Source organism: Leifsonia poae (assembly GCF_027921845.1).
Lineage (GTDB): Bacteria > Actinomycetota > Actinomycetes > Actinomycetales > Microbacteriaceae > Leifsonia > Leifsonia poae.
Genome location: NZ_BSEN01000015.1, coordinates 76,210 through 100,398, shown reverse-complemented (window position 1 = coordinate 100,398; position 24,189 = coordinate 76,210). Strand labels below are relative to the sequence as shown.

General features: G+C 70.3%; 26 protein-coding genes. 8 read left to right on the top strand and 18 right to left on the bottom strand.

The genetic code is table 11. The annotated features are described in order from the left end of the window. Nucleotides 1-7: 7 nt before the first annotated feature. The 5 genes from PKE84_RS15175 to PKE84_RS15155 form a co-directional block, all read right to left on the bottom strand. Nucleotides 8-2,167 carry a DEAD/DEAH box helicase gene (locus PKE84_RS15175; RefSeq protein WP_271178108.1) on the bottom strand — a complete coding sequence of 720 codons (2,160 nt, stop codon included), beginning with the start codon at nt 2,165-2,167 and terminating at the stop codon, nt 8-10. Nucleotides 2,168-2,350: 183 nt separating this feature from the next. Continuing rightward, on the bottom strand, nt 2,351-2,692 hold the full coding sequence (locus tag PKE84_RS15170; RefSeq protein WP_271178107.1) for a DUF6804 family protein: 342 nt from the start codon (nt 2,690-2,692) through the stop codon (nt 2,351-2,353). 132 nt (nt 2,693-2,824) lie between these two features. Further along, the gene (locus PKE84_RS15165; protein WP_271178106.1) at nt 2,825-3,250 is read right to left on the bottom strand and encodes an RbsD/FucU domain-containing protein; all 426 of its coding nucleotides are present in this window, start codon (nt 3,248-3,250) and stop codon (nt 2,825-2,827) included. 256 nt (nt 3,251-3,506) lie between these two features. After that, complete coding sequence (locus tag PKE84_RS15160) at nt 3,507-5,729, bottom strand: heavy metal translocating P-type ATPase (protein WP_271178105.1); 2,223 nt, start codon at nt 5,727-5,729, stop codon at nt 3,507-3,509. Continuing rightward, nucleotides 5,726-5,950 carry a heavy-metal-associated domain-containing protein gene (locus tag PKE84_RS15155; RefSeq protein WP_271178104.1) on the bottom strand — a complete coding sequence of 75 codons (225 nt, stop codon included), beginning with the start codon at nt 5,948-5,950 and terminating at the stop codon, nt 5,726-5,728. The genes PKE84_RS15160 and PKE84_RS15155 overlap by 4 nt, the downstream gene beginning before the upstream one ends. A gap of 61 nt (nt 5,951-6,011) precedes the next feature. Between PKE84_RS15155 and PKE84_RS15150 the strand changes: the two genes are divergently transcribed. The 3 genes from PKE84_RS15150 to PKE84_RS15140 are packed head-to-tail and all read left to right on the top strand — an operon-like array spanning nt 6,012 to nt 8,192. Then, nucleotides 6,012-6,290: a metal-sensitive transcriptional regulator gene (locus tag PKE84_RS15150; protein ID WP_271178103.1), complete on the top strand. Its 279-nt coding sequence runs from the start codon at nt 6,012-6,014 to the stop codon at nt 6,288-6,290. A gap of 2 nt (nt 6,291-6,292) precedes the next feature. Further along, nucleotides 6,293-6,820, top strand: a complete 528-nt coding sequence (locus PKE84_RS15145; protein WP_271178102.1) for an O-acetyl-ADP-ribose deacetylase — start codon at nt 6,293-6,295, stop codon at nt 6,818-6,820. 4 nt (nt 6,821-6,824) lie between these two features. Next, nucleotides 6,825-8,192 (top strand): M20/M25/M40 family metallo-hydrolase, encoded by a 1,368-nt coding sequence (locus PKE84_RS15140; protein WP_309297491.1) that lies wholly within the window; start codon nt 6,825-6,827, stop codon nt 8,190-8,192. 28 nt (nt 8,193-8,220) lie between these two features. Here the strand turns inward: PKE84_RS15140 and PKE84_RS15135 are convergent, their stop codons facing one another. Beyond that, the gene (locus tag PKE84_RS15135; RefSeq protein ID WP_343881204.1) at nt 8,221-8,799 is read right to left on the bottom strand and encodes a GDSL-type esterase/lipase family protein; all 579 of its coding nucleotides are present in this window, start codon (nt 8,797-8,799) and stop codon (nt 8,221-8,223) included. A 91-nt stretch (nt 8,800-8,890) separates the two neighbouring features. Between PKE84_RS15135 and PKE84_RS15130 the strand changes: the two genes are divergently transcribed. After that, a complete protein-coding gene (locus tag PKE84_RS15130; RefSeq protein ID WP_271178100.1) occupies nt 8,891-9,448 on the top strand; it encodes a P-loop nucleotide/nucleoside kinase family protein in 558 nt (185 codons plus the stop codon). Here PKE84_RS15130 and PKE84_RS15125 read toward each other — a convergent pair. Genes PKE84_RS15125 through PKE84_RS15110 form a run of 4 tightly spaced genes read right to left on the bottom strand, consistent with a single transcriptional unit; the run spans nt 9,445 to nt 13,848 of the window. Beyond that, nucleotides 9,445-10,305, bottom strand: a complete 861-nt coding sequence (locus PKE84_RS15125) for an aldehyde dehydrogenase family protein (RefSeq protein WP_271178099.1) — start codon at nt 10,303-10,305, stop codon at nt 9,445-9,447. The two genes, PKE84_RS15130 and PKE84_RS15125, sit on opposite strands and share 4 nt — an antisense overlap. Then, nucleotides 10,302-11,801, bottom strand: a complete 1,500-nt coding sequence (locus PKE84_RS15120; RefSeq protein ID WP_271178098.1) for an aldehyde dehydrogenase family protein — start codon at nt 11,799-11,801, stop codon at nt 10,302-10,304. The genes PKE84_RS15125 and PKE84_RS15120 overlap by 4 nt, the downstream gene beginning before the upstream one ends. A 14-nt stretch (nt 11,802-11,815) precedes the next feature. Next, a complete protein-coding gene (gene deoC / locus PKE84_RS15115) occupies nt 11,816-12,841 on the bottom strand; it encodes a deoxyribose-phosphate aldolase (protein ID WP_271178097.1) in 1,026 nt (341 codons plus the stop codon). Next, a complete protein-coding gene (locus PKE84_RS15110) occupies nt 12,838-13,848 on the bottom strand; it encodes a sugar-binding transcriptional regulator (RefSeq protein WP_271178096.1) in 1,011 nt (336 codons plus the stop codon). The genes deoC and PKE84_RS15110 overlap by 4 nt, the downstream gene beginning before the upstream one ends. 91 nt (nt 13,849-13,939) lie before the next feature. Between PKE84_RS15110 and PKE84_RS15105 the strand changes: the two genes are divergently transcribed. Then, nucleotides 13,940-14,881: an ROK family protein gene (locus tag PKE84_RS15105; protein ID WP_271178095.1), complete on the top strand. Its 942-nt coding sequence runs from the start codon at nt 13,940-13,942 to the stop codon at nt 14,879-14,881. Nucleotides 14,882-14,991: 110 nt separating this feature from the next. Here the strand turns inward: PKE84_RS15105 and PKE84_RS15100 are convergent, their stop codons facing one another. Genes PKE84_RS15100 through PKE84_RS15075 form a run of 6 tightly spaced genes read right to left on the bottom strand, consistent with a single transcriptional unit; the run spans nt 14,992 to nt 19,557 of the window. Continuing rightward, entirely contained in the window at nt 14,992-16,212 is a 1,221-nt protein-coding gene (locus PKE84_RS15100) for an MFS transporter (protein WP_271178094.1), read from the bottom strand. Beyond that, on the bottom strand, nt 16,212-17,153 hold the full coding sequence (locus tag PKE84_RS15095; RefSeq protein ID WP_271178093.1) for a bifunctional riboflavin kinase/FAD synthetase: 942 nt from the start codon (nt 17,151-17,153) through the stop codon (nt 16,212-16,214). Before PKE84_RS15095 ends, PKE84_RS15100 begins: the two co-directional genes overlap by 1 nt. Continuing rightward, the gene (locus PKE84_RS15090; RefSeq protein WP_271178092.1) at nt 17,150-17,647 is read right to left on the bottom strand and encodes a hypothetical protein; all 498 of its coding nucleotides are present in this window, start codon (nt 17,645-17,647) and stop codon (nt 17,150-17,152) included. Before PKE84_RS15090 ends, PKE84_RS15095 begins: the two co-directional genes overlap by 4 nt. Before the next feature lie 25 nt (nt 17,648-17,672). Continuing rightward, nucleotides 17,673-18,041 carry a hypothetical protein gene (locus PKE84_RS15085; RefSeq protein ID WP_271178091.1) on the bottom strand — a complete coding sequence of 123 codons (369 nt, stop codon included), beginning with the start codon at nt 18,039-18,041 and terminating at the stop codon, nt 17,673-17,675. Next, complete coding sequence (gene truB, locus PKE84_RS15080; protein WP_271178090.1) at nt 18,038-18,946, bottom strand: tRNA pseudouridine(55) synthase TruB; 909 nt, start codon at nt 18,944-18,946, stop codon at nt 18,038-18,040. The genes PKE84_RS15085 and truB overlap by 4 nt, the downstream gene beginning before the upstream one ends. Continuing rightward, a complete protein-coding gene (locus tag PKE84_RS15075) occupies nt 18,943-19,557 on the bottom strand; it encodes a TetR/AcrR family transcriptional regulator (RefSeq protein ID WP_271178089.1) in 615 nt (204 codons plus the stop codon). The genes truB and PKE84_RS15075 overlap by 4 nt, the downstream gene beginning before the upstream one ends. A gap of 104 nt (nt 19,558-19,661) precedes the next feature. On the opposite strand from PKE84_RS15075, the gene PKE84_RS15070 reads away from it, so the two are divergent. Together PKE84_RS15070 and PKE84_RS15065 are read left to right on the top strand one after the other, a co-directional pair. Then, nucleotides 19,662-21,149 carry an MFS transporter gene (locus PKE84_RS15070; RefSeq protein WP_271178088.1) on the top strand — a complete coding sequence of 496 codons (1,488 nt, stop codon included), beginning with the start codon at nt 19,662-19,664 and terminating at the stop codon, nt 21,147-21,149. Between the two features lie 49 nt (nt 21,150-21,198). Further along, nucleotides 21,199-22,200 carry a ketopantoate reductase family protein gene (locus PKE84_RS15065; RefSeq protein ID WP_271178087.1) on the top strand — a complete coding sequence of 334 codons (1,002 nt, stop codon included), beginning with the start codon at nt 21,199-21,201 and terminating at the stop codon, nt 22,198-22,200. A 50-nt stretch (nt 22,201-22,250) separates the two neighbouring features. On the opposite strand, the gene PKE84_RS15060 is transcribed toward PKE84_RS15065, so the two are convergent. Further along, entirely contained in the window at nt 22,251-22,838 is a 588-nt protein-coding gene (locus PKE84_RS15060; RefSeq protein WP_271178086.1) for a nucleoside/nucleotide kinase family protein, read from the bottom strand. Between the two features lie 123 nt (nt 22,839-22,961). On the opposite strand from PKE84_RS15060, the gene PKE84_RS15055 reads away from it, so the two are divergent. Next, entirely contained in the window at nt 22,962-23,825 is an 864-nt protein-coding gene (locus tag PKE84_RS15055) for an iron-sulfur binding domain-containing protein (RefSeq protein WP_271178085.1), read from the top strand. A 48-nt stretch (nt 23,826-23,873) separates the two neighbouring features. Here the strand turns inward: PKE84_RS15055 and PKE84_RS15050 are convergent, their stop codons facing one another. Then, on the bottom strand, nt 23,874-24,164 hold the full coding sequence (locus PKE84_RS15050) for a YciI family protein (RefSeq protein ID WP_271178084.1): 291 nt from the start codon (nt 24,162-24,164) through the stop codon (nt 23,874-23,876). Nucleotides 24,165-24,189 lie beyond the last annotated feature (25 nt).

Genomic DNA, 24,189 nt, shown 5'->3' with positions numbered 1-24,189 from the left:
CGCCCCGCTAGCCCAGCGCCTCTTCGAGCACGTGGATCAGTGCTGCGAGCTGCACCGAGTCCTCCGACCCGAGCTCGACATCCGAACCGTCGAGCGCGCGGGAGGCCAGGCCCGCCTTGGAGTCGATCAGTTCGGCGATCTTGGCGTCGATGGTCTGCGCCGCGATGATCCGCCACGCCGTGACGGGCTCCTCCTGGCCGATGCGGTGCACGCGGTCGATCGCCTGGGTCTGCTCGGCGGCCGTCCACGACAGCTCGGCGAGCACGACGTTCGACGCCGCCTGCAGGTTGAGGCCGACGCCGGCAGCGGTGAGCGAGCACACGGCCACTGCGACATCCGGATCGTTGTTGAACGCGTCGATCTCTTTCTGACGCGCCAGCGCCGACTGGTCGCCGCGGATCGAGATCGTGCGCAGGTCGCGGGCGGCGAAGGCCTCTTCGGCCGCATCCATCACGTCGATGTGCTTGGCGAAGAACACGACCTTGCCGACGGACCGGGCGAGCTGGGCGGCGTAGTCCGAGGCGAGGTTGGCCTTGGCCTGACCGATCTTGCGCACCATGGTGAACACGTTCTCGCCCGACTTCGCCGACTTCGACTCCTCGAGCTCCGACTGGGCGACCAGCCGGATGAGGTGCCTGCGGTGCGCTTCGTCGTCGCCGTCGAACGAATCCGGGCGGCCGGCGGCGGACGCACGCTCGTACTTGGCCACCAGCCGCGCGGCGAGTTCCTTCTCCGCCTGGCGGATGGAGCGGCCGAGGTCGTCGTCGAGCTCGACGGGCAGGTCGACGACCCGCCGGCTCGGCAGGTCGGCCGCGACGTCGATCTTGCGGCGGCGCACGATGCCCATGTCGATGACCGCTTCGCGAGCGGCGGCGTAGAAGCCGAAGTCCGCCGGGGTGAGCTCGGTCTCCTCGAGCCTCTCCATCAACGCCGGCGTCGGTTTGTTGCCGTCGATCCAGCCGAGCAGCTGCCAGATCGCCTTGAAGTCGTCGATGTCGTTGATCAGCGGCGTACCGGTGAGCGCCATCATCAGCGGGTCGCCGGTGGCGCGGATCGCCTCCGCGAGTCCGAGAACGTACTTGGAGCGCTGCGAGTGCAGGTTCTTGATGAAGTGCGCCTCGTCGACGACCATCCCCTTGAAGCCGAGCGTGCTCAGCCAGGCGAGGTGGCGGTCGAGTACCTCGTAGTTGACGATGACCACGTCGGCGAAGGCGTCCAGGCCCTCGCCGTCGCCGTGGATGACGGTCGCGCGGCGGTGCGGCGTCCAGCGCTCCACCTCACGCGCCCAGTTCATCTTGACGACGTTCGGCACGACGGCCAGCAGCGGGTAGGCGCCGGCGACGGAGGCGGCGAGCACGGACTGCGCCGTCTTGCCGAGGCCGGGCTCGTCGGCGAGCAGGAACGACCGGTGGCCGAGGCGCACGCTCTCGACGAACCGCGCCTGGTGGTGCATCAGCTCGAGTCCGGGAGGCGAGTAGCGGTCGATGGCGGGCGCCGGCGGAAGGTCCATGCTCGCCGCCTGGCCGCCCGAGCCGTACTCGAACGACTTGAACAGCGGGCCGAGCAGTTCCCAGGAGTCGAGCCGGCGGCGTGGCGTCGGTGCCGTCGCCGCGCCGCGCGAGAAGTCCGGCGCGAGGAACGGGTTGGAGAGCTGGCGCGCCCGCACCGACTGCGGGATGACCTGCTTCTCCGCCAGCTCGGGCGGGATGACGCTCTCCTGCTTCGGCGCGATGCGCTCGGTGGTGATGATGAGGTCGTCGGGGCTCAGCTCCGTGCCCGACTCCAGCAGCCAGTCGCGACGCATCTTCTGCGCGGTGGCGGTGGGCGGCGCCTCGCTCTCGAGCAGGGAGATCAGCGACGTGTCCCTGGCGGCCGTCTTCGCCAGGATCGTCGCGATCCCGTCGAGCCGTTTGAGCTGCTCAGCGCGCGCCGCATCGCTCAGTTCGGTGTCGGTCTTCGCCCGGGCGCGCTCCTCGCGCATCAGGAAGGCGATCACCTGGAACTTGGTGCGGTTGGTGGGTCCGAGCTTCTTGCCGTCGACGGCCTTAGCCTCCACCTCGCGCACCTTGCGCGCGAGCACGGGGATGAGCCCGTCGTTGTTCGCGTGCCGGGCGCGACGCTGCTGCTGCGGGCGCGACGAGGCGGTGCGCTGACCGGAACGAGACATGGTCCTCCAGTGGGTGCGTCGCGCGCCTCGACGGGCGGGACGCCGTGTGGCGTGAGAAATCGGACGCGGCGACCGGACACAGAATCCGGATGCGGAACGCCGACGTGCGCGCCACTTCTGAGGTGACGCACCACCAGTTTACGCGAGGATGAGCGCGCGGGCCACGATCAACACAGGGCGCCGCTAGCGACGCTGGTCGGTCGGCACCTTGACGTTGACGGCGACGGCCACGAACAGCACGGCGCCCGCGAGGTGGAGCACTCGCAGCAGGTCGTCGGGCATCGCGATCGGCCACACCGGATTCCAGACGACGGCGACCGGGATGAGGCCGGCGAACCACCACCACGCCTTGGCCTGTCCGGCGAACACGCAGAGGATCAGCGCGAGGATGCTGACGACGTAGCGCACGTAGAGGTACCAGTCGCTGCCGATCAGAGCGAGACCGGCGACGAGCACGATGGCGCCAAGGATTCCGGGCGCGAGCGCTGTGCGATTGAAGGCCGGCTGTGCGGCGGGACGTGACACGACACCGAAGTCTACGTCAGGCTCCTGGCTGCTCCTGCGTTCGGGCGCAGCGCAGCCGGGAGGCCGGCGCAGTTCTGCTGTACCGCCCCGCCCGGACGAGAGATCGTCGGGCGGGGCGGCATTCGGGAATGGTCAGCAGAAGCCCTTCCGCAGCAGGAACGCGCACGGCGGGGCGTCCGACCCCACACGCACGGTCACAACGGAATGGCGGGCAAGCGCGACGAAGTCGTCGAACTCGAGACGTGTCATCGCGACGCGACGAAGTTCGGCATCAGATGCAATGCCATTCACCGCGAACGCCACGTCCGGTACATCGTCGAGGGACCCGGTGCAATCGAGGAACATGATCGGTGCCGGGATCTCGTTGTCGAGGGGCAGCACACTGAGGATCGCGTCCGCCGCGGCCTCTGTGGTCACCTCTCCGAGATGTATGACGGGTGAAACAATTTCTTCTTCTGGATAGCCGCTGCCGACAAGGGTAAGCATGTCGCCATCGTGCATGGCATCCAGCGCACTTAAAAGCGCACCAGAAAGCAGCGGGCTGAGGTTCTTCAGCAAAGTCGGGCCTTTCCTGTAAAACGAATATTTCTCAACCCCTATGTGGAGGATAGACCCACCGGTATGTCCTCCCCCACCCCCCGTTGTGGGGTAATCCGCGCGGCGCGCCGGGAATCCGCGCGTCCACTGGCATCCCGGACTGCTATGCGCTGTATCCCCGCGCGCGTATATGTCGTCCCGTGACGGCCACCCAGCCCCGGCAGCCGCCCGATCGGAGCCCACTTCGGGCGGCGGCCGGAGCCCGATCGGAGCCCGATCAGACCGCGCGACGCAGACGCAGGCTGTTGAGCACGACGAAGACGCTGGAGAACGCCATCGCCGCCCCCGCGATCATCGGGTTGAGCAGCCCCAGAGCAGCGATCGGGAGGGCGGCCACGTTGTATGCGAACGCCCAGAACAGGTTGCCGCGGATCACCCGCACGGTCGCGCGCGAGAGGCGGATCGCATCGGCGACGAGAACCGGGTCGGAGCGCAGCAGGGTGAGATCGCCCGCCTCGATCGCGATGTCCGAGCCGGAGCCGATCGCGATCCCGAGATCGGCCTGCGCGAGAGCCGCGGCGTCGTTCACTCCGTCTCCCACCATCGCGACGATCCGACCCTCTCCCTGAAGCCGCACGACCTCCTCCGCCTTGCCGGCCGGTGTCGCCCCGCCGATCGCGTTCCGGATCCCCAGCGGGGCGAGCACCGCTCGCACCGTGGCAGCATGGTCGCCACTGAGCACCATCGGCTCGAGGCCCAGTGACCGGATGCGCGAGACGGCGAGCACCGCATCCGGCCGCAGCGGGTCGGAGACGCTGAGCGCAGCGAGCACGCGGCCGTCGACACCGACCAGCACCACGGTCGCACCGGAGGCGCGGATCCCTTCAATGGCGGTCGCGAGGTCCGCGTCGAGCGCCGTGCCGAGCATCCGGAGCACGTCGTCGGGGCGGCCGACGACGACCGCGCGCCCTTCGACCGTGCCGGTGACGCCGAACCCGGCGATGGCGCGGAAGCCCGTCACGGCCGGGGCGCTTCCGAGTCCATCTGACGCGTTGTCCGACGCGGCACGGGCGACCGCCCGGCCGATCGGATGCTCGGAGCCGCGCTCGACCGCCGCCGCGAGCCGCACGATCTCGACCGCGTCGGCACCGGCCGCGGTCGCCACCGAGTCCACGCTCATCCGGCCCGTCGTGAGCGTGCCCGTCTTGTCGAAGACGACCGTATCGATGCGTCCGACCCGCTCCAGCACCTCGGGGCCCGTGATCAGGATGCCGAGCTGCGACGCGCGACCTGTGCCGACGAGCAGCGCCGTCGGGGTCGCCAGCCCCAGCGCGCACGGGCAGGCGACGATGAGCACCGCGATCGACGCGCTCAGCGCCGCCGAGGTGCCGCCGCCCGCGAGCATCCAGATCGCGAACGTCGCAACCGCGAGTCCGATGACGATCGGCACGAAGATGCTCGAGATGCGGTCGGCGAGCCGTTGGATGCCGGCCTTGCCGAGCTGGGCCTGCTCGACGATGGCGCCCATCCTGGCCAGCTGCGTGTCGCGGCCGACCCGGGTTGCGCGCACGACGAGGGAGCCGCCGAGCGCGATCGTCCCGCCGGCCACCGCGTCACCCTGCGCCACCTCGACCGGCACCGACTCTCCCGTCATCGCGCTCGCGTCGACGGCCGCCGTCCCGTCGACGACGGTTCCGTCCGTCGCGATCTTCTCCCCCGGTCGCACCACGAACAGGTCCCCGACCGCCAGCGCCTCGATCGGCACCAGGGTCTCGGCCCCATCGGGTTCGAGCCTCGTCACGTGCTTCGCCGCCGCCTCGAGGAGATCGCGCAGGGCGGCGCCCGCCCGGCGCTTCGACCGCTCCTCGATGAACCGTCCCAGCAGGAGGAACGTCGTCACTCCGGCAGCCACCTCGAAATAGACGGCGCCGGATGCCGCGCCCGGCTCGGCGACCAGCGTGAACGCGTGCCGCATCCCGAGCTCGCCGGCCGTCCCGAACACCAGCGCGCCGACGGACCAGAGGGAGGCGGCCGCGGTGCCCAGGGTGACGAGGGTGTCCATCGTCGCGGCGCCGTGCCGCAGATTCACCAGCGTCGAGCGGTGGAACGGCCAGCCGCCCCAGAGCACGACGGGGGTCGCCAGCACGAGCGACACCCACTGCCAGCCCCAGAACTGCCAGGCGGGCACCATCGCAAGCAGCACGATGGGCACGGTCAGGGCGGCGCTCACCAGCAGCCGGATGCGCAACCCGCCGCCGCGTGAGACGGCCGGCGCCGGCGCGTCCGGCTCGATCAGCGTGGCGCCGTAGCCCGCCGTCTCGACCGCGGCGATCAGGGCAGCAGGGTCAAGGTCGGCCGGATACGAGACCCGTGCCCGCTCCGTCGCGAGGTTGACGCTCGCGGTGACGCCGTCGAGGCGGCCCAGCTTCTTCTCGACCCTGGCGACGCAGCTCGCGCACGTCATCCCCTCGATCGCGAGGTCGAGCTCCGCGACGGTCACAGGAGAGGGAGCAGTCCGGGACGGGCGAGCACGTAGCCCGCCTCCTCGATCGCCGCACGCACGGCGTTCTCGTCGAGGATGGACGCGCTGGCCACGGTCGCGGTGCCGGCAGCGACGTCGACCGCCACCGAGGTGACGCCGTCGATCGCGGAGAGCTCCTCGCTGACGGAACGTGCGCAGTGAGCGCAGGTCATGCCCTGGATGTCGTAGCTGGTTTCCATATCGTCCACCGTATCACGTACCCCATAGGGGTATATGGGATCGGCGGGTTATCCTGGAGGGGTGATCGCAGACATCAAGAAACGCGCCATGCACCGCACGCGCATCCTCGAAGGCCAGCTGAGAGGCCTCGAGAAGATGATCGAGAACGAGGACTACTGCGTCGACATCATCACGCAGTCCCTCGCCATCCAGAAGTCCCTCGGCTCGCTCAACAAGCTGCTCGTCGAGAACCATCTCAAGACGCACGTGTCGGAGATGTTCGAGGAGGGCGGCAGCCAGCGCGACGACGCGATCCTCGAACTGCTCAAGGTGTACGAGCTCTCGAACAACCGGGGCTGATGATGAGCGACCCCATCGAGATCGTCCGCGGCGACATCACCGAGCAGCACGTCGACGCGATCGTCAACGCGGCCAACAGCTCCCTGCTGGGCGGTGGCGGCGTCGACGGCGCCATCCACCGCCGCGGCGGACCTGCCATCCTCGACGCGTGCCGCGAACTGAGAGCGACGACCCTGCCCGACGGTCTGCCGACGGGACAGGCCGTCGCGACCACCGCGGGCGACCTGCCGGCCGAATGGGTCATCCACACCGTCGGCCCCGTCTGGTCGTCGACCGAGGACCGCACCGAGCTTCTCCAGAACGCCTACCGCTCGTCGCTGCGGGTCGCCCGCGAGCTCGGCGTCACGACCGTGGCGTTCCCCGCGATCTCCGCCGGCGTCTACGGGTGGCCGATGGACGACGCCGCTCGCGTGGCGGTCAGCACCGTGCGCGCCGTGCTCGCGGCATCGATCGGTCCCGTCGAGACCGTGCGATTCGTCCTGTTCTCCGACGAGGCGTACGCGGCGTTCCGTTCGGCTGCCGGAGAATAGCCGGGTGCCGATCCCTCCCTCCTCCGCCGCGATCGACGACGACGCGGCCCTCGAACGCTTCCGCGCGCTGCTGCGCGTGCCGACCATGTCGCGCAACGATGTCGACTCCACCGACTGGGAGAGCTTCGACCGCTTCATCGCGCTCCTGCCCGTGCTCTACCCCGCGTTGCACGCCACGCTCGAACGCGAGTTGCATGGCCGTTCGATGCTCTACCGTTGGGCCGGCCGCACCCCGGGCGCACCGACGGTGCTCATGGCGCACTACGACGTCGTCCCCGCGACCGATGACGGCTGGGAGCATCCCCCGTTCGCGGCCGACCTCACCGGTGACCTCCACGACGGCGTCGACGGCCGGGTTCTCTGGGGACGCGGCACGCTCGACGACAAGGGAGCCCTCGCGGCCGTGCTGGAGGCGGTCGACGGCCTGGTCGCCGAGGGATTCACTCCGGAGCACGACGTGTACCTGAGCTTCGGCCACGACGAGGAGACGGTCGGCTCCGGCGCGCAGGCCATCGTCGCCGCGCTGCGCGAGCGCGGCGTGCGACCCGCCCTGGTCGTCGACGAGGGCGGCGCGGTGGTCGAGGGCATCTTCCCCGGTGTTGCGAAGCCGATCGCCGTCGTCGGTGTCAGCGAGAAGGGCATCACGAGCATCCGGATGAGCGTCGAGCAGAACGGCGGCCACGCCTCGACGCCGCCGAAGCTCACAGCCACCGTGCGGCTGGCCCGCGCGATCACCCGGCTCAACGCCCGGCCGTTCCCCGCCCGTCTCAGCGAGACCAACCTGCAGATGGTCGAAACGCTCGGCGCGCACGCGACCGGCCCCCTGCGCGCGGTGTTCACCCGCGCCCGCCGGCTGAAGCCGGCACTCGTCGCGGTGCTGGGCCGGGTCAGCGACGAGACGCGCGCGATCGTGCGCACGACCACCGCCGTGACCCAGCTCAGCGGCAGCCTCGCGGCGAACGCGCTCCCCGAGCGCGCGGAGGCGATCGTCAACGTGCGCATCGCGGTCGGCTCCTCCGTGGCCGAGACGATCCGGCACATCCGCCGCGCCGTACGCGATCCCCTGGTGTCGATCGAGGCGATCGACCCGAGCGAACCGTCGCCCGTGTCACCCACGACCGGACCGGAGTGGTCGGCGGTGGCCGCGGGCATCGGCTCCGCGCATCCGGATGCCGTTGTCACGCCGTACGTGATGCTCGGCGCCAGCGACAGCCGGCACTTCACCGCGATCTGCGACGCGGTCTACCGCTTCACTCCGTTCGAGATGAGCGGGGACGAGCGGGGAACGCTGCACGCCCGCAACGAGCGGATGCACGTGCGCACCTGGCTGCGCGGGATCGGCTTCTACGCCGCCCTGCTGCGTCAGCGATAGGCGCGGGCTCTCCGCAGTCGCGCTCCGACTAGTAGGTGCCCCCGAGGTCGGGGAGCTGGATCGCACGGCTGCTCGGCGGCAGCTCCCTGGCGCGTTCCAGTCCGGGGATCAGCTCATCGAGCCACGCCTTGTAGCCGTCGACGTTGAGGTGCAGGCGATCGTCGCTGAAGCGCGGGTTGAGTTCGCCGTCGTCGAGCGCGAGCGCCGGCCAGAGGTCGAGCCACTGCGCGTGCACGGTCGGCGCGAACTGCCAGAGGTGGCGGTTGATGTCGCGGATCTGGTCGGCGAACTCGTGCCCGCGCGGCAGCACCGACTGCACCAGGATGTGCGCCTCCGGCAGCTCCCGGCGCAGCGTCACCAGGATGGTCTCGATGTTGCGCACGACGTGCTCGACCGACCGCCGCCAGGCGAGGTCGTTCGTTCCGATCAACAGCGCCACGAGCGTCGGACGCGCGTTGATCACATCCCACAGCCGCGCGATCACGTCATCGGTGGTGTCGCCCCCGACTCCGAAGTTGTAGATGATCTCATCCGGTAGCCACGCCTGCCAGTCCCCGCCTTGAATGAGACTGTCCCCGACGAGGGCCGTCGGTCCATGATCCGACATCGCACCTCCATTCGTCTGTCCCCCCATCCTCCCCCGCGAGAAGGGGACGCGCCAGTCGTTCCCAGCTGCCGTGCACTTCTAGACTGCGGGAATGGCAACACTCGCTCTGATCAACGGCGCTCCGTCGGCAGGCAAGTCGACCATCGCCGAACGGTACGCCGAGGAGCATCCGCTCGCGCTGGTGCTCGACATCGACGTGGTGCGCGGACTGCTCGGGCACTGGCGCGGCTCCCCCACCGAGGCCGGGCTGCACGCCCGCGATCTCGCGATCGGGATGGCGCGCACGCACCTGCTCGCCGGGCACGACGTGGTGGTCCCCCAGCTTCTCGCCCGAATCGACTTCATCGAACGACTGGAGGCGCTCAGCCTCGAGGTGGGCTGCCCGTTCGTCGAGGTCGTGCTGCTGACCGGCCCCGACGAGGCCGAGCGCCGGTTCGAACGCCGCTCGGCCGCGCCCACCGACGACCGGCACCGCGATGCGAGCGCGCTGCAGAGCACGCCCGGCACCCCGAGCATCCGCGAGTACTACGAGCGGATGCTCGGGGTGGTGGACCAGCGGCCCGGCACGGTGCGCATCGACGCCGCGGACGGCGATGTCGACGGCACCTACCGCGCGTTCCTGGCCGCGATGGACGCGGCGACCCGCTAGATCAGCGACTTGGTGTGCCAGACCGTCTTGGTCTCGGTGAAGAACGCGATCCGGTCGAGCGACGGCGCCGCCGCATCCGGGCCGTTCTCGGGCTGAAGCACGCGCTTGAGCGTGTCCGCGGCGGCGATCTGCAGATCGACCCACTCGAGGTCGCCCGCGCCGACGAGGTCGAGCGCATTGACGTCGGCGTGCGAGGCGAGCCACGGCGCGATCTCCGCCGGTGAGCCGGTGAGGATGTTGACGACACCGCCGGGGACATCGCTGGTGGCGAGCACCTCGCTCAGGCTGACCGCCGACAGCGGGAACCGTTCGCTGGCGACCACGACGACCGTGTTGCCGGCGACCAGGGCGGGCGCCACCGCGCTGACGAATCCGAGGAGGCTGTCGCGCTGGGGAGCGATGACGGCCACCACACCCGTCGGCTCGGGCACCGAGATGTTGAAGTATGGTCCGGCCACCGGGTTCGCGTTGCCCGCGACCTGGGCGAACTTGTCGGCCCAGCCGGCGTACCAGACCCAGCGGTCGATCGCCTCGTCGACCTGCGCACCGGCCGCCGCGACGGAGACGCCTTCTGCCTGCACGATCTCGTCGACGAACTGCGCACGGCGGCCCTCGAGCAGCTCCGCGATGCGGTAGAGCACCTGCCCGCGGTTGTACGCCGTCGCTCCGGCCCACCCGCTGAGCGCCGACCGTGCGGCGACGACCGCGTCGCGGGCGTCCTTGCGGGAGGCCTTCGCCGCGTTGGCGAGGAAGGCGCCCTTCGCCGACACGACCTCGTAGGTACGACCCGACTCGCTGCGCGGGAACTTGCCGCCGATGTACAGCTTGTAGGTCTTCGGCACGGTCAGGCGGCTCATTTCTTTGCTCCCTTGCGGGTCGTGGTGGTGGGTACGCCGGCCAGCGAGGCCTGAGCTGTGCGTCCGGGCTTCAGGTACGCCGCCAGCCCGTGCACGCCGCCTTCGCGGCCGTAGCCCGACTCCTTGTACCCGCCGAACGGGCTGGCCGGGTCGAAGCGGTTGAAGGTGTTGGCCCACACGACGCCGGCCCGCAGCTTGTCGGCCACGGCGAGGATGCGGCTGCCCTTGTCGCTCCAGATGCCGGCCGAAAGGCCGTAGGGCGTGTTGTTCGCCTTCGCGATGGCCTCGGCCGGGGTGCGGAAGGTCAGGACCGACAGCACGGGGCCGAAGATCTCCTCGCGGGCGATGCGGTCACTGGTCGACACGTTGTCGAAGATGGTCGGCGCGAACCAGAAGCCGCGCTCCGGGATCTCGCACTCGGGGCTCCAGCGGTCGGCGCCCTCGGCCTCGCCGATGTCGGAGAGCTCGCGGATGCGCTGCAGCTGCTCGGCGCTGTTGATCGCGCCGATGTCGGTGTTCTTGTCGAGCGGGTCGCCGAGACGCAGCGTCGAGAGCCGCGTCTTGAGGCGGTCGACGACCTCTTCGTGGATCGACTCCTGCACGAGCAGCCGGCTGCCGGCGCAGCACACGTGACCCTGGTTGAAGAAGATGCCGTTGACGATGCCCTCGATCGCCTGATCGATCGGCGCGTCGTCGAACACGATGTTCGCCGCCTTGCCGCCGAGCTCGAGAGTGAGCTTCTTGTCGGTGCCGGCGACCGAGCGCGCGATCTCGCGGCCGACCGCCGTCGATCCCGTGAAGGCGACCTTGTTGACATCCGGGTGGTTCACCAGGTCGCGACCCGTCTCACCTGCGCCGGTGACGATGTTCACGACGCCGGCGGGGAGGTCGGCCTGCTGCACGATCTCCGCGAAGAGCAGCGCCGTCAGCGGGGTGGTCTCGGCCGGCTTCAGCACGACCGTGTTGCCGGCCGCGAGCGCGGGGGCGATCTTCCAGGCGAGCATCAGCAGCGGGAAGTTCCACGGGATGACCTGGGCGGCGACGCCGAGCGCGCGAGGCGCCGGACCCATACCGGCGTGGTCGAGCTTGTCGGCCCATCCGGCGTAGTAGAAGAACCAGGCGGCGACCAGGGGGACGTCGACGTCGCGGCTCTCCTTGATCGGCTTGCCGTTGTCGAGGCTCTCGGCCACCGCGAGCTCCCGCGCGCGCTCCTGGACGAGACGGGCGATGCGGAACAGGTACTTGCCGCGGTCGCTTCCGCTCATCCGCGACCAGACGCGGTCGTACGACCGGCGGGCGGCCGCGACGGCGGTGTCGATGTCGGCGGCGCTCGCGGTGGCGATCGTGGCGATGCGCTCCTCGCTGGCCGGCGAGATGGTCTGGAACGGGGTGCCGTTGCCGTCGACGAACTCGCCGTCGATGAAGAGGCCGTACTGGTCGCGCAGGTTCAGGATCGACCGGGACTCGGGCGCTGGTGCGTATTCGAGGAAACTCATGATTCTGCCTTCGTTCAGTCGATCGTGACGTAATCTGCGCCGGAGTAGTGCCCGGTCGCCAGCTTCTGGCGCTGCAGCAGCACATCGTTCAGCAGGCTCGAGGCGCCGAACCGGAAGAGGTGCGGCTGCAGCCAGTGCTCGCCCGCCACCTCGGCAACGGTCACGAGGTACTTGATGGCGTCTTTCGACGAGCGGATGCCGCCGGCCGGCTTGACGCCGATGTACTCGCCGGTGAGGGCGTGCCAGTCGCGCACGACCTCGAGCATGCTCAGCGTCACCGGGAGCGTCGCAGCCGGCGAGACCTTGCCGGTCGACGTCTTGATGAAGTCGCCGCCCGCGAGGATCGAGAGCCAGGATGCCCGGCGCACGTTGTCGTACGTGTTCAGCTCCCCGGTCTCGAGGATCACCTTGAGGTGAGCGTAGGAGCCGTCGGCACGGCGGCACGCCTCCTTGACCGCGACGATCTCGTCGAAGACGAGTCCGTACCGGCCGGAGAGGAACGCGCCGCGGTCGATCACCATGTCGATCTCGTCGGCACCGGCCGCGACCGCGTCCGCCGTGTCGGCCAGCTTGACGGCGAGGGAGGCCCGCCCGCTCGGGAACGCGGTCGCGACGGCCGCGACGGCGATGCCGCCCGGGGTCTTCGCCGCGTGGGCGGCGCCGAGGGCCTCGACCGCGTACGGCACCATGTCGCCGTAGACGCACACCGCCGCCGGCCGCGGGGTCGACGGGTCGCCGGCATCCGGGGTGAGGGCCTTGGCCACGAGCGAACGCACCTTGCCGGGGGTGTCCGCACCCTCGAGGGTGGTCAGGTCGATCAGGCTGATGATCGTGTCGAGCGCCCAGGCCTTGCTGGTCGTCTTGATCGAGCGCGTGCCGAGCCCGGCCGCGCGCTGCTCCAGGCCGACGGCGTCGACTCCGGGGATGCCGTTGAGGTAGCGGCGCAGGCTGGCTTCCGTGAGGTCGCCCCCCAGCACATCCACTGCTCTGGCCGCCGGTGCGAGGGTTCGCACGGGCGGGGTCGTCGTTTCGATGGTCACGACACTCCTTCGTTCTGTCGGCTGAGCTGCTCGAGGTCCGGCAGCTCCGTGGTCTGCTGCTCGGTGCGCCCGAGAAGATGGTTGGCGGTCGCCTCGTCGGTGATGAGAGCGGTGCACAGGCCGCTCGACACCACGGCGTGCGCGACCCGGTGCTTGGTCTGGCCGGCGATGACGGCGATGCTCGTGCGCGCCGCGCGGAGCTCGTCGAGGGAGATGCCGAGCGTGCGGTTGTTCAGCTCCTCGTCGGCGACCTGGCCGTCTTCGGTGATGAAGCGGCCGACCACGTCGCCGACCGCGCCCTTCTCGGCGAGGGAGCGCACGTCATCCGGGGTGAGGTAGCCGCTGTCGACGTGCACGGAGCTCGTGTCGACGACGCCGGCGCTGAAGAGGTACGCGGACGCGTTGCGGGCGAGTTCGAGCACGCTCTGCACCGAGCGGTCGGCCTCGATGGCGCGCCGGGTGGCGGCCTGCTCGAAGATCGCCGGGCTGGGCAGCAGGGTCGCGGTGCCCTGCGCCTTGCGCGCGATCACCACGGCGGTGTCGGCGGCGGCGGTGGCCTGACGGGTGCTCGAGACGCTGCCGTTGATCTGCACGGGGTTGACGCCGACCGCCCACCCGGGGCGCAGGCGCGCGGCGACGGCGTGCAGGGTGCGGCCCCAGCTGACGCCGAGCGTGCGCGGTACGGGACGGAGCGTGGTGAGGTAGTCGGCGGCCGCCTGAGCGACCCGGGCCTGCACATCGGAATCGGAGTCGATCGACGGGACCACCACCGCGTCGGTGAGGTCGTAGAAGCCGCACAGCTCGCGCTCGAGCGAGAACCGGCGGGCGCTCGGGTGCACGATCTCGATGCGCACGAAGCCGTGCTCACGTGCGGCGACGAGGAGCCGCCCGACCTTCCACCTGCTCACGCTGAGTGCGAGACCGATCTCGTCTTGCGTCTTGCCGGCCTCGTAATAGAGCTCCGCGGCTTTGACGGCGAGGATCTCGTCGTTGTCATTCAGGGCCACGCTTCCAGCTTAGGAAGGCTCGCGCGCCTGAGCAACGCGTGCGCACCTGTTGCTCATATGAGCAGGCCGGCTTTCCTTTAGGGTATTGAGCGTGCCAACTCCCCTCGTAGTCGCCGTCGATTTCGGCGGAACCAAGGTCGAAGCCGCGCTCGTCGATACCGACGGACGCCTGATCGAAGGCTCGCGCCACCGGCGTCCGACCGGACGCACTGCGAAGATCCCCGATCTCGAGGCCTCGGTGGGCGGAGTCGTGCGCGACACCATCGCGGCACTTCCCGCCGGCGCGGAGCTGGTCGGTGTCGGCATCGGCTGCGCGGGACCGATCGACCGCATCCTCGGCCTGGTGTCACCCCTGAACGTGCCCCACTGGCGCGACTACCCGCTGCGCGACTTCATCGCGGGCGTGATCGCGGATGCCGGACTCGACATCCCCGTGACGCTCGAGATGGACGGCGTGGCCATCACCATGGCGGAGCACTGGGTGGGAGCCGCGCAGGGCGTCGACAACGTGATGGGCATGGTCATCTCGACCGGGATCGGCGGCGGCCTCATCGTCGGCGGCCGGGTCATCACCGGGCCGACGGGCAACGCCGGCCACATCGGCCACGTCGAGGTGGGCGACATCATCGGGGACGACACGTTCGGCAACCCCAGCGCGCTCGAGGCGATGGCATCCGGACCGCACACCGTGTCGTGGGCGCGTCGCCAGGGCTTCACGGGCACGACCGGCGAGGACCTCGCGGCGGCCTACGCTGCCGGCGACCCGGTCGCGCGCGCGGCGATCGGCCGCACCGGAGAGGCCGTCGGCCGGGCGATCGCGTCGGCGACCGCGCTGCTCGACCTCGAGCTGGTGGCGATCGGCGGCGGCTTCTCGCACGCAACGCCCGACCTCTTCGACCACATGCGCGCGGTCATCGCGGCGCACTACTTCCCGTACGTGCGCAAGGTGCGCATCGTGCCGAGCGCCCTCTCGTCCGAGGGCCCGCTCATCGGAGCGGCCGCCCTCGTGCACCGCGCGCACCTGCTCCCCTAGCGCTCCGCGCCCCGCCCCCGCACCCGCACCCACGCAATCGAGTCCGAACTTGTTGCGCTGAATCGCGGCGTGTCGTCGCAGCAACTTCGGACTCGATCGTGTGCGGGCGGTCAGGGGTGGGTGGTGTCCTCGAGGAAGCGCGGGCGTGCGACGATCGTGCCGGCAGCCGCAGCCGCCAGGGCGGTCGCGGTGAGCACGATCAGGGCGATCGTCCAGCCGCCGGTCGCCTGGTGCAGCAGGCCGACGACGAGCGGCCCGAGGGCCCCGAGCGTGTAACCGACGCCCTGCGTGAACCCGCTCAGGGCGACCGAGCCCTCGTGCGTGCGGGTGCGGACATTGATCAGCACCAGGCAGAGCGGGAACAGCAGCGGGCCGAGACCGGCGAAGGCGACCCACAGCCAGGTGGCCGTGCCCGGCACGAGGATGAGCCCGAGGTAGCCGATCACGAAGCTTGCGACGCCCGCGTAGATGAGCAGGGCGACGTTCTTCATGCGCGCTGCGAGCAGCGGCACCAGCAACCCGGCCGGGATGCCCATGCCGGCGTACAGCGACAGCAGTGCGCCGGCCTGCACCGGCGTCGATCCGGCGATGTCGGTCAGGATCTCGGGCAGCCAGGCGAACATGGCGTACGCGTTCAGGGATGACGCCGCGAAGACCACGGCCAGCGCCCAGGCGATCGGCGCGTGCCAGACCCGCCGCAGCGCTTGCGGCCGCGCCTCGTCGACCTCGACGTCGTGATCGGGGTGCGCCGGCTTGTGCCGGATGAGGATGGCCAGCCACGGCAGGATCGCCAGCACAGTGACGGCGGCCCACATCCCGACCGAGACGTGCCAGCTCGTCGCGTCGGCGACCGGCACCGCGAGCAGCGGGGGCAGCAGCGTGCTGACCGACATGACCGTGGCGTAGAGCGACGTGACCAGGCCGATGCGGTCGGGGAAGTACCTCTTGACCAGCGGCGGCAGCAGGACGTTCCCGACGCCCATGGCGGCGAAGGTGATCGCCGAGCCGATCGCGAGCGCCGCGAACGATCCGGCCGTCGCACGCACCAGATGACCGGCGAGCATCACGCCGAGCGCGATCACCAGCACCGACTCGAGGCTCGCCTTGCGGGTGAAGGCGGGAGCGATCAGTCCGAACAGCGCGAAGCAGACCGGCGGGAGCATCCCGAGCAGTCCGACCCCGACGCTGGACACATCGAACTCGAGACGGATCTCGGCGAAGATCGGCGACAGCGCGGCCACCGCGGTGCGGAGGTTGGAGGCGACCAGCAGGATCCCGAGCAGCGCGATCGTGCGGCCGCGCCAGAGCGGGCGGCTGGGGGCGTCGGTCATCAGGCGGGCTCGACAGCGAGGATGCGGCGGGCCTGCGCCACGTCGTCGCCGATCTGCGCGATCAGCGGGTCGATGCCGGCGTACGCCACCATGCCCCTGATCCGTTCGACGAACGCGATCTCGACGTGATGGTCGTAGAGGTCGAGGTCGCGGTCGAGCACGTACGCCTCCACCTGCTTCTGCGGCACACCCTCGAACGTCGGGTTGTTGCCCACCGAGATGGCGGCCGGATAGCGTTCGCCCCCGTCGGTGAGCCAGCCGGCGTACACGCCGTCTGACGGGATGAGCCCCTCGGAGTCCGGCGACAGATTCGCGGTCGGGAAACCGAGCTCGCGGCCGCGCTTGGCGCCGTGCACGACGACCCCGCGGAGGGTCGGAACGTGGCCGAGCAGGGTCGCGGCGTGCGCGACGTCCCCCTGCGCCAGCAGCTCCCTGATCCAGGTGGACGACACGCGGCGGCCGTGCTCCGGCCGCACGTCGTCGATCAGGTGCACGACGAAGCCGTACTCGCCACCCAGCTCGCGCAGCATCGCCACATCACCGGCGCCACGGTGCCCGAACCGGAAGTCGCTGCCGACCAGCACAGCGGACGCATGCAGCCGATCGACCAGGATCTGGCGCACGAAGTCACGCGGCGCGAGGTCGGCGAGCTCGCGATCGAACGCGATCATCAGCGTGGCGTCGACACCGGTCCCGGCCAGCAGATCGAGCTTCTGCTCGATGCTCACCAGCGACGGCGGGCATTTCTCGGGCGCGAGCACCTCGAGCGGATTGCGGTCGAACGTGATCACTGTGGAGACCAGCCCGCCCTCGGCCGCCACCTCGCAGAGCCGCTGGATCACGGCACGGTGCCCGGAGTGCACGCCGTCGAACTTGCCGATCGTGACAGCGCTCGGCCCGAACCCGTCGGGGACCTCGGCGAGCCCGCGGAAGACCCTCACGCTCGATCTCCATCCGCCACGGCCTCGGCGGCGCTCCGCGGCCGGTGCGCCCGCAGGTAGAGGAGCCCGAGGATCGGGAGGGCGAGCGGAATGAACAGGTAGCCCATGCCGTAGACCGACCACACGGTCGCGTCACGGCCGAACGGGTCGACGTCGTGCAGTCCGAGCACGGCGGGAGCGAAGAGGCTCAGGGAGCCGATCACCAGCACGCCGACGAGCTCGAACGAGATCGTGATCCACGCCACGCGGTACCAGGCGCGCCCCGGCGCCACGAGGGCGATGGTCGCCACGATGTAGACGACGGCGGCGACCGCCGAGAGGGTGAAGGCGATGGGCGCCTCGTCGAACCGGTCGATGATCTGGAAGACGCTGCGTCCGGTCGCTGCGAGCGCCAGGACGCCGTAGACGAAGACCAGCAGCCGCCCGATCCCGGTGACGCGTCTCCGGCTGTCGGTGGTGCCTCGCTCGCGCGCGGACATGGTGTGGTGTGACATCACCTTCGATTCTATTCGCGCGCGCTCAGACGCCCTGCACGAACCAGATCTGCCCCATCCGGTAGACCATCACGGCGATGGCGAGGCAGACGGCGCCCAGGATGACCGTGCTCCAGCGGTTGCGCTCGATCAGGGCCCAGAAGCCGCCGGCGAGCGGCAGGATCAGGGCGGAGATCAGGTAGATGTAGAACTCGGCGAGGCTGCCGGAGGGGCCGTTCCCCACCAGCGGCGCGATGATCGCGATCACGAGCTGCACCACCAGGAGCAGTTCGACCAGTGCGACCGCGCCCATGCTGACGTCGCCGGGCACCCGCTTGGCGAGTCCGAGCACGATGCAGAGCACGCCCGCGAGGCAGGCGACGGTCACCTGGACCGTCGTGTACCACTCGATCATGCGGTCGCGATCTCGTCTGTCGGGAAGTTCACGAGACTCCTGGCTTCCTTTCCACGGAATTCGATGAGGCCGACCAGATGCCCGGTCGGCGAGACGGCCGCCACGGGCACGCCGCCTCCATTCTCCCTATCGGGCACGTGGATGCGCTTGCCGTGCATGAGGTCGATCGCCTGCTGGTCGCTCAGTTCGAACCGCTCGAACAGGATGCTCGCCGCCTCCGCCGCCGGGATCAGCCGGTCCGCGGGGTCGATGTCGTCGATCGGGCGGGCGTCCTCGACCGAGAACGGCCCGACGCGCGTGCGGCGCAGAGCGGTGAGGTGTCCCCCGACGCCGAGCCCGGCCCCCAGGTCGCGCGCGAGCGACCGGATGTACGTCCCCGACGAGCACACGACCCGCACGTCGAGGTCGACGGCGCCGTCGAGCCGCGTCGTGCCGAGCAGCTCGAACTCCGAGATCGTCACCGGCCGCGCGGCGAGCACGACCTCCTCGCCGGCGCGGACCCGAGCGTATGCGCGCTTGCCGTCGACCTTGATGGCGCTGACGGCGCTCGGGATCTGCTCGATCTCGCCCGTGAGCGCTGCGATGCCGTCGGCCACCGCGTCGTCAGTGATCGCGCCGACCGCAGCCGCCGGTGCCTGCACCAGGATGTCGCCCTCGGCATCATCGGTCGTCGTGGTCGCCCCGAGCCGGATGGTCGCCCGGTACTCCTTGTCAGTGCCGACGATGTAGGTCAGCAGCCGGGTCGACGAGTTGAGGCCGAGGATGAGCAGCCCTGTCGCCATCGGGTCGAGCGTGCCGGCGTGCCCGACCTTGCGGGTGCCCGCGAGGCGGCGCGTGCGCGCGACAACGTCGTGGCTCGTCCAGCCGCCCTGCTTGTCGACCAGGAGGATGCCGCTGCCGGTCATGCGCTCTTCTCGCCGACGACGTCGAGCACCATCTGGAGCTTGGTCTGGAAGGTGCACTCGAGCAGTTCGGTCGCCGCCTCGTCGAGGCCGTACTCCTCCGGCAGCCGCAGCCCCAGCAGCGTGTTCAGCAGCATGCCCTCGGCCAGGAAGGTGCGCACGCGCTCCGGTTCGAAGCCTGCATCGTCGCGCAGCAGCGTGTAGATGGCGATGAAGCCCTTCCGGGCCTGCGCCCCGATGACCGGATCGTGCCCCATGCTGAACGCCTGCATCAGCGACAGCAGGATGCCGCGGTCCTCGATCAGGTTGACGTAGGCGGTTCCGAGCAGCCGGCCGATCTGGTCCGCCGGGGAGCCGTCGGCCTTCCAGCCGTCGATCGTGGCGTTGAAGGTGACCAGCAGCTTGTCGAGGGCGCGTGCGAGGACCTCGACGAAGAGGTTCTCCTTGCTCCCGAACATGCGCACGACGTAGGGCTGGCTGATCCCCGCCGCCTTCGCGATCTGGTCGGTCGTGGCGCCGAAGTAGCCGCGCTCCCCGAACACCAGGCTCGCTGCCGCGAGGATCTGTTCGCGCCGCTCTCCCGACGGGATGCGGTCGCTGATTTTCTCGGTCACGCTTGACAGGTTATCAGTTGATTACTAATGTCGCCCTCGTAGTAATCATTCAATTACCAACAAGTGACCCGATCCTCTCCGAATCCACGACAGAAACGGCTTTCATGTCCTCCAGCACCCGGCGCGTGCCCGTCTGGCTCGCGATCATCGCCGCATCCCTCCCGATGTTCATGGCGACCCTCGACAACCTCGTCGTCACCAGCGCCCTCCCGGTGATCTCCCGCGACCTCGGCGCCTCCATCGAAGAACTGCAGTGGGTGGTCAACGCCTACACGCTGAGCTTCGCCACGTTCATGCTCATGGCCGTCGCCCTCGGCGACCGCTTCGGCCGGCGCTCGGTCTTCCTCGCCGGCATCGTCATCTTCACCCTCGCCTCCGCGGCGAGCGCCCTTGCGACCGAACCCTGGATTCTCATCCTGGCCCGCGCCGTGCAGGGCGTCGGCGCCGCCGCGTTGATGCCGCTCTCCCTCACACTGCTCGCCGGCAGCGTCAGCGAACGCCTGCGCCCGGCCGCCATCGGCATCTGGGGCGGCATCTCCGGCCTCGGCGTCGCGACCGGCCCGCTGATCGGCGGCGCGGTCGTCGAGGGCTGGAACTGGCAGGCCATCTTCTGGCTCAACGTGCCGCTCGGCGTCATCGCCGTCCCGCTGGTGCTCGCGGCCCTCCCGAACAGCTTCGGCAAGCGGGTCCGTGCCGACGTCGTCGGCCTGGTGCTGGTCGGTCTCGGCGTGCTCGGCGTCGTCTTCGGGATCGTGCGCGGCAATCCCGCCGGATGGGACAGCTTCGAGGTGGTCGGCTCGCTGGTCGCCGGCGCCGTGCTGCTCGGGGCCTTCATCGTCTGGGAGCAGCGCACACCGACACCGCTGCTTCCGCTCCGGCTGTTCCGCGACCGCAGCTTCACCGTCGCCAACCTCGTCGGCATGACCTTCAGCTTCGGGATCTTCGGGGCGATCTTCATCCTGATCCAGTTCCTGCAGGTCGTGCAGGGCCACACTCCGCTCGAAGCGGGCGTGATGACGATGCCGTGGACCTTGGCGCCGATGGTCATCGCCCCGCTCACGGGACTCGTCTCCCCGCGCACCGGCACCCGGCTCCCGATCCTCGTCGGGCTCAGCATGCTCGCCGTCGCCATGGGATGGATCGCCGCCACGCTGTCGGCCACGCTCCCCTACTCGGCGATGTGGCCCCCGTTCCTGCTGGCGGGCATCGGCATGGGGTTGGTGTTCGCTCCGAGCTCGACCGCCGTGCTCGTGAACATGAAGCCGGAGGACCACGCCAAGGCGTCGGGCACCAACTCGACGCTGCGCGAGATCGGCGTCGCACTCGGCGTCGCGGTGCTCACCGCGGTGTTCACGGGAGCGGGCGGAACGCTCACCCCCACCGGCTACGTGGACGCGGCCATCCCCGCCGTCTGGGTCGGAGCGGGCGTCCTCGCCCTCGCGGCCGTCATCTCGGTGGCGCTCCCGTCGGGCATCCGGCGGACGCGTCGCGCGGCAGCCGGCCCCGACGCCGCCGAACTGATCGCACAGGCCGAAGCCGGCGAGGGATCGGCGGAAGCGGTCGCTCTAGCGGAGGGCGAGCGGATCCGCTAGCCCCCGGCCGCGAATTGGCCTGACCCGGTCGCCCCCGTACGCTGAGACAATGCGTATCGGGGTGATCGGGGCGGGAGCCGTCGGCGGCACGATCGCAGCGCTCCTCGACCGCGTCGGGCACCTCGTCGAGGTCACGGCGCGCGGCGAGCACCTCGAGACCATCCGTCGCGACGGTCTGCGGCTGAGCGGCGCCTGGGGCGAGCACGTCGCCCAGGTCGAAGCCGCCGAGACGCTCCAGGCCGCGCCGGAGCTCGTCTTCCTCTGCACCAAGGCGCAGGATGCGGCGGCGGCGATCCGCGAGAACCAGCACCTGCTGGCCGGTCTCACCGTGGTCGTGGTGCAGAACGGCCTCAACGGTCTCCGCCAGGCGGCGCTCCTCCTCCCCGACTCCGAGTGCGTCGGGGCTCTCGCGCTCTACGCAGCGAGCTTCCTCTCCCCCGGCCGGGTCAGCGTCACGACCGCGGCCAACACCTACCTCGGCGCCGGCGACGGCGAGCCGCCGGCGGCAGCTGTCGCGGCCACGAAGGTCCTCGACGCCGCCATGCCCGCCTTCGCGGTCGCGAACTTCACCGGCAGCCAGTGGACCAAGCTCATCGTGAACCAGATCAACGCGATGCCGGCCATCACGGGTCTGAGCGCGCAGGACACCCTCGGCGACCGCCGGCTGCGCCGCATCGTCACGGCCAGCATGCGGGAGGCCGTGCGGGTCGGGTTCGATGCCGGCGTGCGCTACGGGTCCCTCCAGGGCCTGACGAACGGAATCCTGCGATTCGTGTCCATCGCTCCCCTGTGGGCCGGGCAGCTCGTGCCCCTCATGATGAAACGCCGGATGGGCGCGACGCCGAATCCGGGATCGACCCTGCAGAGCATCCGGCGCGGCCAGGCTACAGAGATCGACTATCTCAACGGAGCCGTGGTCGGCGAGGCGCACGAACTCGGCCGCGAGGCGCCGATCAACGCCGCCATCGTCGACCTCGTGCACGAGGTCGAGCGCACCCGCGCCTTCCTGCCGACGGATGCCGTGGTCGAGCGGATGCGCGCCGTCAGGTAGCAGCCCGGTGGCCCGCCCTCAGCAGCTGTCGGCCTCAGCAGCTGTCGGCCTCAGCAGCTGTCGGCGAAGACCCGACGGGGACGCTCGGGATCGGCGTCGGACACGAGGGCGCTCGCCCACAGCCGGGGACTCGCGTCGGCCTCGTAGATCGGGTTCTCCTCGCGGTCGACCAGTTCGATCGAGAAGTTCCAGCTGCCGCGGAGCTCCGGGCGCAGCAGGAACTCGCCGTCGATGATCAGGATCGCGTCGGCCTGCGCCGTCTCCCACCTGCTCTCGATGGGGGCGTCTCGTCGTTCGTCGAACGCAGCGGTCTGGAAGCCGGTGCTGCCGGCCATCCGGAACGGGTCGATGAGCACGCGGCGCAGTGTTCCATAGTCGTAGGCGCCCTCGTAGTAGCGCTGCGCCGTCTCCTCGCCGAGCCGGGTGCGTTCGGCGCGCGACCGGTGGAAGTCGACGATCGACGCGCGGAACGCGTCGTGTCCGGCCTCCCGGAACACGGCGGCGAGGTCGTCGGCGAAAACGGCCGTGTACGACGGGCCGTCGACGGCCACGATGGTGCGCCCATGACCGTAGTTGTGGGCGATCTCGCCCGCCAGTTCTCGCAGGAACAGCACGCGCGGTGTGGGAGGCAGCTTCATGCCACGAGCCTAGGCCGCGGCGCGGTCGCCGTCACGCGCTCGTCGAGCGCTCACGTGCGTTCGCAGCGATTACGCTGGGATGATGCTCGACGGCCCGGTCTTCCGCGACTCCGCGGCGCACGCGTGACGGTCGCCACCGCCGTCGTCGACTGGTACCACGCCAACCGTCGCGACCTCCCCTGGCGGCGCGACGGCTTCACGGCCTGGGGCACCCTGGTCAGCGAGTTCATGCTGCAGCAGACGCCGGTCTCGCGCGTCATCCCGCGGCTCGAGGAGTGGCTCACGCGGTGGCCGACCCCGGCCGACCTCGCGGCCGTCCCTCCCGGCGAGGCCGTGCGCGCCTGGCAGTCGCTCGGGTACCCCCGCCGCGCCCTCTGGCTGCACGCCTGTGCGGTGGCGATCACCGAACGGCACGGGGGCGTCGTCCCGGATGACGTGGATGCGCTGCTCGCCCTCCCCGGGATCGGGGACTACACGGCGCGAGCCGTCGCCGTGTTCGCGTACGGTGAGCGCCACCCGGTGGTCGACACGAACATCCGGCGGGTGATCGCGCGCGCCGTCGACGGCCAGGGCGAGCCGGGTCCGCCGAGCGCCAAGCGCGACCTCACGGCGATGGAGGCCCTCCTGCCGCACGAGCGCTCCGCCGCTGCCGCGTTCAACGCCGGGATGATGGAACTCGGCGCTCTGGTGTGCGTCGCCAGGACCCCGCGCTGCGAGGAGTGCCCGGTCCGCGACGCCTGCGCGTGGCGGCTGGCCGGCTATCCGGTGTACGAGGGCCCGCGCAAGGCGGTGCAGAAGAAGTACGAGGGATCCGACCGGCAGGTGCGCGGACTGATCCTCGCGGAACTGCGCGCGTCGCACATCCCGGTGACGCAGGCCGAGATCGACGCCCTCTGGCCGGATGCGCCGCAGCGCGATCGCGCGCTGGCGGGGCTGCTCGCCGACGGGCTGGCGATCGCGGTCGACGGCGGCTACGTGCTCCCCTGACGGGGCCGCACGGCCCACGCACGGCGGCTGCTGCTCGGCGCCCGGCGATTACTGCTCGGCGAACACCAGCGGGTCCCAGTCGAGGATGCGCGATCTGTGCACCAGCCCCTCCGTCCAGAACGGATCGCCCTCGCGGAAGCGCTCGGCGGCCTCCCTGGACCGGAAGATCGCCATCGAGCCCTGCGTCGCGGGCTCGCCGAAGGTGCCGATCATGAGCACCTCACCACCGGCGGCGAACTCGTCGAGGTAGGCGCGGTGCCGGGGGTAGGTGTCGACCAGCTTCTGGAAGTGCTCCGGCCCGGCATCCGGGTCGGCGTCATAGAACGAGACGGCGTACATGCCCCTCATTCTGGCCCTTCGTTGA